Below are 13,491 nucleotides of genomic sequence, written 5' to 3'. Positions count from 1 at the left end.
CAACCTAAAGGGGTCTGACCCCTTTAACTTCGTTTAGGTTGCGTTCTAGGGGCGTGCGAGGCCGCGGTTGTGCTCCCAGCGGCCGCCGGCGCTGCCGACCAGCGGCGGCTGCGCGAACGTGTTGCGCAGCACCGTCCAGTTGTCCGGGGCCGCCGGCACCTGCATCGAATAAGACCCGCGCACCCGGCCGAAGGTGTTGCCGATCAGCGTCAAGCGGTCCGGGACCTTGCTGCTGAACAGGTGCCCTGAGCCGGCGTCGGACCCGGGCTTGAACACGCTGTTGCGGACGGTCACGTCGTCGGTGTCCTCGAGCCGAATGCTCTCGAGGTGCGGGAGCCCGTCGTTCTCGCCGCAGCCCGGGAGGTCCGGGGTCGGCGTCTGCTGGATCAGCCGCTTGCGGAAGACGACGCCGTCGATCACGGCGCCGTCCGCCTCGTCGAACAGCCACAGCGGCTCGCCGCCGCCCTCGGAGCAGGTGGTGCGCGGGAGGCCGTCGTCGTCCTCGCCGATCTCGCCGCCGAGCCACTTGAACCCGGGCGCGTTGACGGCGACGAACGGCTGATCGCCGTGGCACTTGAGGTCCTTGACGGTGACGTCGGTGGAGCCGGACGGGACGCGGAAGCAGCTCGAGAGCCCGGACACGTCTTCGCTGTCGAGCGTGACGCGGGCAAGCGTGAGGTGGTCGGCATCCAGGACGCAGAAGACGCTGATTGCGCCGAACACCTGCTCGCACTCGTGCGTGCCGACGAAGCGCACGCAGCCGGGCTCGCCGATCACCTTGGTCTCGCGCTGCTTGGGCCCCGACGCGCCCTGCCAGCCGTAGGTGCCGCAGGCTACGCGGATCGTGTCCCCCGCCTCGGCGACGGCCCACGCCTGCTCGACCGAGCACGCCTTCGCCGAGCCGGAGGCCGCGAGCGTCGTCATCACACGCGCGCGCGAGGGCGTCGTGTCGCAGTCGCCCTGGGCGACCCACACGTGGGCAGCCGGCGCGGTCGGATCGGCGGCGCGGTCGCCGCCGGACGCGCATCCGCTCAGGGCGCCGGCGAGGAGCAGGGTGGTCAGGCAGCGGCGCACGGGTGTCCTCTAGCCAATCACGCCACACGCGGTGCTCCCTCACCTTTCGTTCAGCTAGCTGAAGATCGCGTAGACAAGCAGTGGAGACCTCCTTAGCGTCGGGCGCATGTCCAAGGGTCATTCACTGGTCGCGATCCTTGCCGCGACTTTGATGCTGTTCAGCGCTTCGACAGCGCGAGCGGATAACAGCGGTCTGGTAGCTGCCTATGGGTTCGAGGAGACGTCCGGCGCCGCGGCGGCCGACGTCACGGGGACGAATCCGGGAACCATCACGGGCGCGACGCGCTCGACGGCCGGGCGCCATGGGTCCGCCCTGAGCTTCGACGGGATCAACGATCGCGTCGACATCGCCGACTCCGCCTCGCTGGACCTCACGTCCGGCATGACGCTCGAGGCCTGGGTGAAGCCGACGACGTCGAGCGACTGGCGCACGGCGATCCTCAAGGAGCGGGCCGGCGGGCTCGCCTACGCGCTGTACTCGAGCACGGACAACAGCCGTCCGAGTGCTGAGATCAGCCGTGGCAGCATGGCCGAGACGCGCGGCCCGTCGGCCCTGCCGGCCGGCACCTGGACGCACCTCGCCACCACCTACGACGGCGCCAACCTGCGCCTCTACGTCAACGGCACCGCCGTCTCCAGCGCCGCCGCCCCCGGGGCGATCACCGTCTCGACCGGCGCCCTGCGCCTCGGCGGCAACAACGTCTGGGGTGAGTTCTTCTCCGGCCTGATCGACGAGGTCCGCGTCTACAACCGCGCGCTGTCGGCGAGCGAGTTGGCGACCGACATGACCACGCCGGTCGCGGTCGACGCTGAAGCGCCCACGGCGCCGGCGCTCACCGCCGCGGTGCAGACCGGCAACGACGTCCTGCTCACGTGGACGGCCGGGACCGACAACGTCGGCGTCGCCCGCTACGACGTCTACCGCGGCGACACGCTGCTCACCCAGCGCGCCGCGAACCTGTCCCGCCAGTGGCTGGACTTCGACCGGCCCGCCGGCACGGCGAGCTACCGCGTCGTCGCGGTCGACGCCGCGGGCAACCCGAGCCCGGCCGGCACCGCCGAGGCGACGATCGCGGCGGACATCACGCCCCCGGCGGTCGAGCTGCCCGGCGACTGCACGGGCACGAAGCTCGCGCACGACCAGATCGAGCTCGCCCCGCTGGTCTCCGACGAGTTCGGCACCACGCAGGTGCGCCTGGAGCTCGACGGGCAGCCGCTGCACACGTACTCCGGCGGCGGCCTCTCCTACGGGTGGAACACGCGCACCGCCACCGACGGCGTCCACACGATCAAGGCGATCGCACGCGACGCGGCCGGCAACGAGGGCAACGACACCTGCGAGTACAAGGTGTTCAACCCCACGATCAGCGTCGCGATCATCGCCCCGGAGGCCAACGCGACGGTGCACGGCGACGTCGACTTCCGAGCGGAGGTGCGGGGCAACGGCGAGCCGCTTCCCACCGACGGCTGGTACGGCGGCGGCACGCCAGTGGACTACGTCGACTTCCGCCTGAACAGCGCCGCCCTCCGGCGGGTCGCCGAGGCCCCGTACGCGTTCACTATGAGCATGGTCCCGCTGACGCCCGGGACGTTCCCGTTGACGGTGACCGCGACCATCAACAGCGCCTGGGCCCCGAGCGCCCCGGTCACGGCGACCACGACGATCACCCTCGCCCGGCCGCCGGCGCCCACCGGGGTCACCGCGACGGTGGTCGACGACAACGACGTCAAGCTGACCTGGGATGCCGCCCCGGCTGGGTACGGCATCCAGTACTGGCGGGTCTACCGCGACGGCTGGCAGATCAGCTCCAACGTCTCGGGCAGGACGTTCACGGACACGGACCGGCCGCCCGGCACGTACCGCTACACCGTCAACGCCGGCAACGGCTACTACGGCGGCTTCCACTCCGAGCCGATCGACGTGACCGTCGGCGCCGACGCGACGCCGCCGACCGTCAGCCTCCCCGGGGACTGCACCGGTACCAAGCGGCTCTTCGGGACGCGTGAGCTCGCGCCGCAGACGTCCGACAACGTCGGGGTCACGCAGGTGCGCTTCGAGCTCGACGGCGCGCCGCTGCACACCGGCTCCACCTACCAGTGGGACACGAAGACCGTCGCCGACGGCGTCCACACGATCAAGGCGATCGCGCGGGACGCGGCCGGCAACGAGGCCAGCGCGAGCTGCCAGTACAACACCTACAACCCGGACTACTCGATCACGGTCACGCCCGCCGAGGGCTCGACCGTGCGCGGGATGGTCACCCACACCGCGACGGTCCTCGGAGACGGCGAGCCGCTCCCGGACGACGGTTGGCTGGACGGCAGCCCGGTGCAGGACGTGGAGCTCACCCCACCGTGGCCCGGCGCGAGCCCGGTCACCGACTCGACCGCGCCGTACGCGCTGACCCCATGGGACACGAGCGTCATGGGCTCCCGCCAGCAGCTGACGATCCGGGCGACGGCCAATCTCGTCGGCGGCGGCACGGTCACGGTCGCGAACACGTTCGTGGCCGACAACAGCATCCCGGCGCCGACCGGTCTGACGGCGACCGTCGTCAACGGCGACGACGTCAAGCTCACCTGGGATCCGTGGCCCTCGGGGTACGGCATCGCGTATTGGCGCGTGTACCGGGACGGCGTGATGCTCACCACCACGACGCTCACCCCGACGTTCACGGACGCGAACCGGGCACCCGGCACGTACCGCTACCAGGTCAACGCCGGCAACGGCCGCTTCGGCGGTGACTTCGCCACGGTGGACGTGACCGTCGCGGGCGACACCACGCCGCCCACGCTCTCCGGGCTCGCGTGCAGCCCGACCCCGGCGCAGAACACGATCACGTTCCGTCCCACGTACGCCGACGAGAGCGGAGGCGTGACGCTGACGATCAAGGTCGACGGCACGACGATCTACGAGGGCAGCGGGGGCGGCTCGCCGCTGTTCAACTGGAACTCGCGCACGGTGGCGAACGGCACGCACACGCTGTCGGCCGTCGCGCGGGACACGGCAGGCAACGAGACGCCGTTCTCGTGCAGCTTCTCCGTGCAGAACCCGGTGCTCTCGATCCCGTTCACGGCCCCCGCGGACGGGGCGACCGTGAGCGGGCAGGTCGTGGTCAGCGCGCAGCCGCGTGAGGACAACCAGCCGATCCAGTTCGTCGGGTCGGTCGAGTTCACCGGCGCGAGCGGGCTCGGCACGGCGACCTCGTCGCCGTGGCAGCGCACGTGGGACACGACGCAGGTCGCGAACGGGTCGTACACCCTGACGGCGAAGGCGTACCGCGGCACGGCGACGACGGCATCCGCGACGAGCACGCGCCAGGTCACGGTCGCCAACGTCGTGCCCAAGCCGACGGGCCTGGCCGCGACGATCATCGACGGCAACGACGTCCGGCTCACCTGGAACGCCGCGCCGGCGTCCTCCGGGGCGCTGGTCTATGACGTCTATCGCGGCGGGTCGTTGATCGGGATCGCCAACTCGACGTTCCTGGACCTCGACCGGCCGGCCGGGACGCACCGCTACACGCTCGTCGCCCGTAACGGCGGGGGTGAGGTGAGCGTGGTCTCCGACGAGCTGGCGGTGACGATCGATCCGCCCGCGCAGGCCACCGGGCTCGTCGCCGAGTACGCGATGGACACCGCCCCTGGCACGGCGACGGGCGCGGTGCCCGCGGCCGGCGGCAAGTTCGGCGGCGCGTTCTCGTTCGACGGCAACGGGGACTTCATCACGATCCCCGACGCCAACCCGTTCGACCTCCAGCCCGGCATGACGCTGGAGGCGTGGGTGAAGCCCGCGGCGGTCAGCGACTGGCGCACCGTGCTGCTCAAGGAGCGGCCTGGCCAGCTCGCCTACGCGCTCTACGCGGCCGCCGACGGCGGTCCCTGGGCCGAGGTCACGGCGGGCACCCAGCGCCAGGCGAACAGCGCGACGGCGATCCCCGTGAACGCCTGGACGCACCTCGCCGCAACGTACGACAAGAGCACGCTGCGGCTCTACGTGAACGGCACCCAGGTCGCGAGCGCGGCCGTCACCGGGAACCTGTTCAACTCCGCCGGGCCGTTGAAGATCGGCGGCAACGGCATCTGGGGCGAGTGGTTCAGCGGCCTCATCGACGAGGTGCGCGTGTACGAACGGGCACTCACCGGGGCAGAGATCCAGAGCGATTTGGCTCGACCGGTCGCTGCCGGGTAGCGAGCGGATGCCCGCCCTGGCCCATCGGCCAGGGCGGGCGCGCTCGCGCTCGGTTTAGGTCGGTGCATGAACGCAAGACGCCGGCTTTCGTCAATCACCGCTCTGTGCACCTGCACCATGTTGCTCGCCGCCCCGTCGGCCCTGGCCGCCAACGGCCTCGTGGGCGCCTTCGGCTTCGAGGAGGCGAGCGGCTCCGCGGTGACCGACGCTTCCGGGACCGGGAACAGCGGTTCCATCTCAGGCGCGACAAGGTCCGCGTCCGGACGTTTCGGCAAGGCCCTGACCTTCGACGGCGTCAATGACCGGGTCACGATCCCCGACGCCGCTTCACTGGACCTCACGAGCGCGATGACGCTCGAGGCGTGGGTCCGCCCGACCCGCGTCGACGACTGGCGGACCGTGCTGCTCAAGGAGCGCACGAACGGCCTGGCCTACGCGCTGTACGCGGGCGCGAGCTCCAACCGCCCGTCGACCGAGGGCGCCGGCGTCGAGTCGCGCGGCCCGTCCGCGCTCCCGCTCGACACGTGGAGCCACCTGGCCGCGTCCTACGACGGCGCGAAGCTGCGCCTGTTCGTCAACGGCACCCAGGTCGCCAGCAAGAACTCGACCTCCGGCCTGACGACGTCGTCAGGCGCGCTGCGGATCGGCGGCAACGCCGTCTGGGGCGAGTACTTCAAGGGCCGCATCGACGAGGTGCGCGTCTACAACCGCGCCCTGACCGCGACCGAGATCGCCGCGGACCTGGCCGCGCCGATCGTCGACACCCAGCCGCCCAGCGCGCCCGGCACGCTCACGCGGACCGTCGAGGGCGACGACGTGCAGCTCAACTGGGGCGCGGCGACCGACAACGTCGGCGTCACGAGCTACCGCGTCTACCGCAACGGCGCGCTCTACGACGAGACGCCCGAGACCAGCTACCGCGACATCGACCGCCCGGTCGGCAGCGCGACCTACAAGGTCGTCGCCGTCGACGCCGCCGGCCTCGCCGGCCCCGCCTCGAACACCGTGACGGCGACGATCACCCCCGACACCACGGCACCGACCGTGTCGCTGCCGAACGCCTGCAACGGCGCCACGATCCAGGGCTTCAGCTACGCGCAGGTCGCCTACAGCGACAACCGCGGGCCCGTCACGCTCACCGTCAAGGTCGACGGCGCCACGATCCACGGCCCGGTGACCAAGGGCGTCAGCGGGACGGAGCTGGTGCCGTGGAACACGCGCACCGTCGCCGACGGGCCGCACACGATGGTCGCGATCGCGCGTGACGCCGCCGGCAACGAGACGGTCAGCGCGCCGTGCCAGTGGACGGTCGACAACGTCGCGGTCGGCGTCTCGCTCGCCCAGCCGCTCAACAACGCGACGGTCGGCGGCACCGTGACGCTCAGCGCCCAGCCGACCGGCGACGGCCAGCCCGTCAACGGCTCGCCCGTGGACTTCGTCCGCTTCCGCATCGACGGGCAGGAGATCGGCGCGGCCTTCTGGGCGCCGTACGAGACCCAATGGGACACGACGACGGTCCCCGACGGCACCCACGAGATCGCCGTCGAGGTGATCTGGAGCGGCTACTTCACGCCGCTCGCGACGCAGACGATCACGGTCAACGTCGACAACTAGCCACCGCCGCCGGCCGCAACCTAAAGGCCCTGGGCCTTTAGGTTCGGTCGGCGAGCACGTTCGCGATGTCGCGGCGGAGCGCCATGGAGCGCAGCATGTCGAGGCGGTCCGTGTCCTCGGCCGCCTTCTTCTCGGTCTCCGTGTCGCCGCGTTTCTCGCGCTTCGCCGCGTTGGTGACCGGGTCGTTGTTGCGGACGGGAACGGCCTGGAGGCCGATGCGTGTGGCTGCAGCCATGTCGCGCGCGGTCAGCTCTTGCGCCGCGGGCGGGGTGGGCGGCGTGAAGCGCGCCGGGGCGAGGCTGGAGCCGTTGATGTTGAGGCTCATTCCTCCATCCCATCGGGTGCGCGCGTCACGATGCTGAGACGAGCGGGGACTGAGTCGACAACTGTTGGGTAAGACGCCCGCCGATGAAGACGCTCGCCGCCCGCGCCTGGATCACGCTCAAGCGCGCCGTGGTCGAGTTCGTCGACGACCGTGGCCACCGGGACGCCGCGCAGATCGCGTTCTTCGCCGTGCTCTCGTTCGTCCCGCTCTCGATGCTGCTCGTCGGTGGGTTCGGGCTGTTCTTCGACGACCGGGAGATCCGCGAGCGGGTCGTGCGCGCCGTGTTCGAGAACGTGCCGCTCTCGCAGGACACCGACCGCGCGCGGCTGGAGTCGACCGTCGGCGACGCGCTCGACAACACCGGCCGGCTCGGGCCGGTGTCCGTGCTGCTGCTGATCGTCGCGGCGAGCGGCGTGATGGGCGCGCTGCGCCACGCGATCAACCAGGCGTGGGACATCCACACCCGCCCGCCGCTGATCCGCCGCAAGGCGCTGGACCTCGCGCTCGTGCTCGGCGCGTCCACCGTGCTCGTGTTCAGCGTCTCGTTGAGCGCCACGCGCGAGGCTGCCGACTGGCTGGGCGACGCGGGCTGGGTACTCGACCTGCTCGGGGACGTGCTGCCGTTCGCGTTCACCGTCGCGGTCGTGCTGTTCCTCTACCGCGTGCTCCCGAGCCCGCGCCCCAAGACCAAGGAGATCTGGCCCGGCGCGGTCGTCGCGGCGCTGCTGATCAGCATCACGCGCGGGGCGCTGGAGATCTACTTCGAGCACCTCGCGGACTTCGGCGCGCTCTACGGGTCGCTCGGTGCGCTGATGGCGCTCCTGATCTTCGTCTACGCCGTGTCGATGATCCTCGTCTTCGGCGCCGAGTACGCCTCGGAGTGGTCGCGGCTGCCTACTGCTGAAGCTCGCGACGATCGCTGACGCCGAGCTTCTGCATCGCGCGGTAGATGTGCGACTCGACCGTGCGGACCGAGAGCGCGAGCCGCTCCGCGATCTCCGCGTTGGAGAGCCCGCGTGAGGCGAGCCCGACGAGCTGTGTCTCGCGGGGCGTGAGCTGGGCGGGCATGTCGTCCAGGCCCGTGATCACGATCGGCGCCGCGCCGTGCCCGGCGACCTGCAGCTCGCGGCAGCGCGCCGCGGCCCGCTGCGCGGAGTCCTGACGCCCCGCGGACGCGAACGCCTCCGCGGCGTGCGCGGCGCACTCGGCGGCGTAGCGGTCCGCGCCCATCCCCGCCAGGTGCTCCGCCGCCCGCATCAGCGGCGCCCCGTCGCGTGCCGCCAGCGCGGCCGCGTGCGCCGCGAACGCCGCGGACAGCGGCCCGTCCGAGCGCGCGGCCACGGCCACGAGCGCGTCGCAGGTCTCCCGGCCGTGCGAGCCCAGCCGGAGCGCCTCGTAGCGCAGCCGGCAGGCGTAGGCCGGCATCCAGTCCAGCGCCTCCGCGTGCGCGAGCAGGTGCCGCTGCGCGCGCAGCCCGTCGCCGCGCGCGACGAACGCCCACGCCTGCCCCAGCGCAAGGTACGGCAGCAGCGGTTCCGTGATCGGCAGCGAAGCGGCCGTCGCCTCGAGCCGCTGACCGGCCTCCACGCCGGCCTCGAAGGCGCCCGTGCCGAGCGCGGCCGCGACCTGGAACGCGCGCACGGGGACGAGGCTGCCGAACGGGTCCTGGCGCTCGAAGTGGGTGGCTGCCTCGGCCAGCCAGCGCGCCGCGTCCGCGTACCGCCCGGCGACGAGCGCGACGTCGCCGACCGTGACCGCGCACATGCCCGCGGCGGCGTGGTCGTTGGCCGCCACCGCGATCGTGAACTGCGCCTGGGCGATCTCCTCCAGCTCGGCCAGCCCGCAGCCGGAGACGGTGTTGACGATCGACCAGGTCGCGAGCGCGAGCGCGTCGTACTCGTCACGCAGCGGCAGCGCGGGCCGCAGCGGGTCGATCAGCGCCTGCGCCGCGCGCACCCGGCCGGAGTACAGGTGGTCGGCGGCGAGCGTGCGCTCCAGCCAGTGGCGGCTCTCGGCCGCAAGCGCGGACGACGCCAGGATCGCCTCCGCCTCGGGCGCGATCGTCCCCGGCGCGGTCGTGAGCGCTCCGAACTGCAGCCGGAGCGGCGCGAGCCGGACCTCCCACTCCGGGCGTGGCCACCAGCCGCGCGCGGTCTCGACCAGCGCGACCGCGTCCGCCGCGCGGCCGAGGCCCCAGAAGAGCACCGTCGCGCGCTGCTGCACGTACTCGTACGCGTCGTCCTGGTCGTCCAGCTCGCCCTCGACCGTCGCGAGCACGGCCTCGGCCGCGTCGTAGCGCTTCTGGATCGCGTGTGCGCGGGCGAGGATGAGCGCGGCCTCGACGCTCGCGCCGCCGTCCCGCGCGACCTGCGCGAGGTCCGCGGCCAGCTCGGGGTCGGCGGAGCGGCTCGCCGCGCGCGCCGCCGCGAGCGCGAGCAGCGGGTCCACCGGCGCGCCCGCGTCGAGCTGCCAGCGCGCGATCCGCAGCGCGTCGTCGGCGGTCAGGCTCGGCCGCTCGGCCAGGGCCTCCGCGAGCTTCAGCCGCAGGGAGCGCGCGAGCGTGATCGGCAGCGCGGCGCGCACCACCTCGCCGTAGAGCGGGTGCGCGAGCCGGAACTCACCCATCGACGCCGTCACCAGGCCCTGGGTCTCGAGCGCGATCAGCGCCTCGGGGTCCATCAGCCGCAGCACCTCGGCGAGCCCGAGCGGCTCCCCCAGCGAGAGCAGCTCCAGCGCGAGCCGCTCGGCGTCGTCCAGGCCCCGTAGGCGATCGGAGATCAGCTCGCGCAGCGGCTGGCTCGGCGCGGGCCGGCGGTGCAGCGCCCACAGCCCGCCCGAGTGCACGAACGCGCCCTCGGCGAGCCAGCCCGAGACGATCTGGTGCAGGTAGAGCGGGTTGCCGCGGCTGTAGGTCCACGCCCACCCGTGGGTACGTGCCTCGACCGGGCCGCCGAGCGCCGCCTCGACGAGCTGCTCGGTGGCCTCGGCGGTGAGCGGCTCCAGGTCCAGCCGCATCGACGCGCCGTCCTTCCACAGCGCCGTGACCGCGTCCGGGCACGGCTCGCCCGACCGCACGGTCGTGATCACGAACGCGGTGCCGCTCAACTGCAGGTGCAGCAGCAGCGCGGCCGACGTCGGGTCCAGCAGCTGCGCGTCGTCGACGCCGAGCACGAGCGGGCGGCCGCCGCTGCGCTCGGCCAGCGCCTCGGTGGCGCCGCGCAGCAGCGCCAGTCGGTCGTCGGAGCGCACGTTCGTGGGCAACACGCCGGCGAACGCGCCGAGCGGGAGCGCGGCGGCGCTGCGCGTGGCCTGCACCCAGACCGCGAGCGCGCCGTCGGCCTCGGCGTCCAGCAGCGCCTGGCGCGCCAGGCGGGACTTGCCGACCCCGGCGCCCGCGTGCACCGTCACGCCCCGCGCGCTTGCGAGGGCGCGCGCCTGCGTGATGTGCGCCAGCTCGCGCTCGCGGGCCACAAAGGGCCAACTCTGCGGCGGTGCGGTGGAATCCGCCATGTCGTGAGCGTATCCGTGCCAGTACCGTCTCGCGAGAAGAGATGCCACACCGGTTGTCATCTACGCAATGGCCGCTCGTCGGACGAAGCGATGAGCTGGACCGCCTCACCCGTCTGCGGACCGCCGCGTCCGGGGTGGTCCTGAGCGGGCCGGCGGGGATCGGCAAGTCACGGCTGATGCGTGAGGCACTGGCGGTCGGCCGCGAGTCCGGCGTGCACGTCGAGTGGGTCCAGGCCACCCGCAGCGCGGCCGCCGTGCCGCTCGGCGCGCTCGCGAGCCTGCTCGACGCGGAGGCCCGCTCGACGAGCCCGCTGCACGTGATGCGCTCGACCGCGGAAGGGCTGCGAGCCCGGGCCGGCACCCGGCCGATCGTGCTCGGCGTCGACGACGCCCAGCTCCTGGACTCGGCGTCCGCCGCGCTCGTGCTCCAGCTGGTCACCACCCGGACCGCGTTCGTCCTCGCGACGCTGCGTTCGGGCGAGCCGGTCCCGGACGCGATCGTCTCGCTGTGGAAGGACGCCGGCGCGGTGCGGATGGACCTGCAGGCGCTCGACGAGGCCGAGACGGGCGCGCTGATCGAGAGCGCGCTCGGCGGGCCGGTCGAGCAGGCCGCGAAGCGCTGGCTGTTCGAGAGCAGCTACGGCAACGTGCTCTACATCCGCGAGCTGCTCGTCGGCGCGCTCGAGGGCGGCGCGCTGGTCGAACGCGACGGGCTCTGGCGCCTGCCTGCCCATCCACCGCTCAGCCGCTCGCTCACCGAGCTCGTCAACGAGCGCATCTCCGGGCTCGACGACGCGACGCTGCGCGTGCTCCAGACGCTCGCGCTCGGCGAGCCCTTGACGCTCGCGGACACGGTGGAGATCGCGGGCGAGTCGGCGCTGATCAGCGCCGAACGTGACGGGCTGGTCACGGTCTCGGCTCCCGCCGACGGGGACGCGGTCCGCCTCGCGCATCCGCTCTACGGCGAGGTGATCCGCGCCGCGCTGCCGCTCGTGCGCGGGCACGAGCTGCGGGTGCGACTGGCGGCGATGGTGCAGGCGCGCGCCCCGCTGCGCGGCCGCGACGCACTCAAGGTCGCGCGCTGGCTGCTCGACGCGGGCGAGGCCGTGGGTCCCGACCTGCTCACGGACGCGGCGCGCGCCGCCAACGCGGCCGGCGACCCCACGTTCGCCGCCCACCTCGCCCAGCGCGCGCTTGCCGGGGGAGCGTCCTCCCGCGCGGCGCTCGCGCTCGCCCGCGCCCACATCGACGCGCGCAACTTCGAGGCCGCCGAGGCGGTGCTCGCGCCGCTCGAGGGGCGGCTGGACGGCCAGGACGCGGCGCTCGAGTACCTCGAGCAGCGCGTGATCGTGCTGTTCTGGGGCCTGCAGCGCCACGCCGAGCTGCCGGCGTTGCTCGAGCGCGCGCAGACGTGGTGGCCGGGGCCGGAGTGGTACCGCCGGCTCGTGTTCCTGCGCATGCACGTGACCGCGCTCGACGGCAACTACGAGCGGATGACCGAGGTGACGGCCGCGGCGCTCACCGACCCCGAGCTCGACGACGCGTCACGCCAGCAGATCGCGCCCTTCCACGGCCGCAACCTGCTCTATTCGGGCCGGACGCGCGAGGGCTACGAGTGGGCGCGCGCCCGGCGCCCGCAGCTCCCCCTGCGCGACTTCAGCGACGAGGTGGCGTTCGCGGTCTGGATCTCCGCCGCCGTGCAGTGCGGCTACGACTGGCCGCAGCTCGAGGCCGAGCTGCCGGGCGCGCTGGTGGAGGCCGTGCGCGCCGACGACCACGCGGGCGCCGGCCTCGCCGCGTTCGGGCTCGGCGGCATCGCGATGGGCGCGGGCCGGTTCGCCGACGCCGCGCGCTGGTTGACCGAGTCCGAGCTCCACTTCGGCCACCACGACGCCATCGACATGCTGCCGATCGCGATCGTCATGCGCGTGAAGGCGGAGGCGGGCGCGGGCGAGGTCGACACGGCGAGGACCGCGCTGCAGCGGTTGCGGGTGACGTTCGCGAGCCGCGAAGGGCTGGCGCGGGACGCGCCGCACTTCGCGGCCGCCGAAGCCGCGGTGGCCGCCGCCGACGGGGACCGGGCCACAGCGCGCCGGCTGCTCGCCGAGGCCACCGAGCAGGTCCCGCACGTGGCGCTGTGGGGCGCCCAGTTCACGCACGACGCGCTGCTCGAGGGCGCCGAGGCCGACCCCGCCGCCGTCGCGCTCGAAGCGCTGCGGGAGCGCTGCGACGCGCCGCTCGTGGTGGCCTTCGCCGACCACGCACGCGCCCGCGCCGACGACGACGCCGCCGCACTGGTCGCCACCGCCGACCGCTTCGAGGCGCTCGGCGCCCAGCGCGCGGCACTGCTCGCCAGCGTCGATGCCGCCCAGGCGTTCCTGCGCGCTGGCGATCAGGACTCGGCGCGCCGGGCGGCCGTGCGCGCGGACGCGCTGCACGTCGCCGGCCAGGGCACCGAGCCGCCGCAGATCGAAGGCCTCGGCGCCGTCGCGCTCAGCCCGCGCGAGCGTCAGCTCGTCGACCTCGCCGCGCAGGGTCTGACGAGCCCGGAGATCGCCGAGCAGCTCGTGCTGTCGGTCCGCACCGTCGAGTCACACCTGTACCGGGCGATGAACAAGCTCGGCATCAGCGACCGGCGCGAGCTCGCGAAGCACCAGTCGTAGGGGTCATTTTTTCGACAATTGTCGGAAGCGCGAAAAATCGCTCAAGGTTCTGAGAGAGCTGCCCGATGTAGGGATTGAGCCCGCCAACCCCCCTCTCGTCGGGCTCACCCTCC

The 13,491-nt window shown here is 73.0% G+C and carries 7 protein-coding genes; 4 read left to right on the top strand and 3 right to left on the bottom strand.

Annotation, left to right across the window (positions count from 1 at the left end; genetic code table 11):
• Positions 1 to 45: 45 nt before the first annotated feature.
• A complete protein-coding gene (locus OJ997_RS11265; RefSeq protein ID WP_270025188.1) occupies positions 46 to 1,074 on the bottom strand; it encodes a hypothetical protein in 1,029 nt (342 codons plus the stop codon).
• Between the two features lie 106 nt (positions 1,075 to 1,180).
• On the opposite strand from OJ997_RS11265, the gene OJ997_RS11260 reads away from it, so the two are divergent.
• Positions 1,181 to 5,266 (top strand): LamG-like jellyroll fold domain-containing protein, encoded by a 4,086-nt coding sequence (locus tag OJ997_RS11260; RefSeq protein WP_270025187.1) that lies wholly within the window; start codon positions 1,181 to 1,183, stop codon positions 5,264 to 5,266.
• Positions 5,267 to 5,383: 117 nt separating this feature from the next.
• Positions 5,384 to 6,880, top strand: coding sequence for a LamG-like jellyroll fold domain-containing protein (locus tag OJ997_RS11255; RefSeq protein ID WP_270025186.1), 1,497 nt, complete (start codon positions 5,384 to 5,386; stop codon positions 6,878 to 6,880).
• 37 nt (positions 6,881 to 6,917) lie between these two features.
• Here OJ997_RS11255 and OJ997_RS11250 read toward each other — a convergent pair whose 3' ends face one another.
• Entirely contained in the window at positions 6,918 to 7,205 is a 288-nt protein-coding gene (locus tag OJ997_RS11250; protein ID WP_270025185.1) for a hypothetical protein, read from the bottom strand.
• Between the two features lie 83 nt (positions 7,206 to 7,288).
• On the opposite strand from OJ997_RS11250, the gene OJ997_RS11245 reads away from it, so the two are divergent.
• The gene (locus tag OJ997_RS11245; RefSeq protein ID WP_270025184.1) at positions 7,289 to 8,128 is read left to right on the top strand and encodes a YihY/virulence factor BrkB family protein; all 840 of its coding nucleotides are present in this window, start codon (positions 7,289 to 7,291) and stop codon (positions 8,126 to 8,128) included.
• Here the strand turns inward: OJ997_RS11245 and OJ997_RS11240 are convergent.
• Complete coding sequence (locus OJ997_RS11240) at positions 8,100 to 10,715, bottom strand: helix-turn-helix transcriptional regulator (RefSeq protein ID WP_270025183.1); 2,616 nt, start codon at positions 10,713 to 10,715, stop codon at positions 8,100 to 8,102. The two genes, OJ997_RS11245 and OJ997_RS11240, sit on opposite strands and share 29 nt — an antisense overlap.
• Before the next feature lie 41 nt (positions 10,716 to 10,756).
• Here OJ997_RS11240 and OJ997_RS11235 point away from each other — a divergent pair, with 41 nt between their 5' ends.
• Positions 10,757 to 13,378, top strand: a complete 2,622-nt coding sequence (locus OJ997_RS11235) for a helix-turn-helix transcriptional regulator (RefSeq protein WP_270025182.1) — start codon at positions 10,757 to 10,759, stop codon at positions 13,376 to 13,378.
• Positions 13,379 to 13,491 lie beyond the last annotated feature (113 nt).

Origin of the sequence: Solirubrobacter phytolaccae (genome assembly GCF_027587195.1) — a bacterium.
GTDB lineage: Bacteria > Actinomycetota > Thermoleophilia > Solirubrobacterales > Solirubrobacteraceae > Solirubrobacter > Solirubrobacter phytolaccae.
Note: the sequence above shows the minus strand (reverse complement) of the source record. Positions and strands in the feature narration are given on the sequence as shown.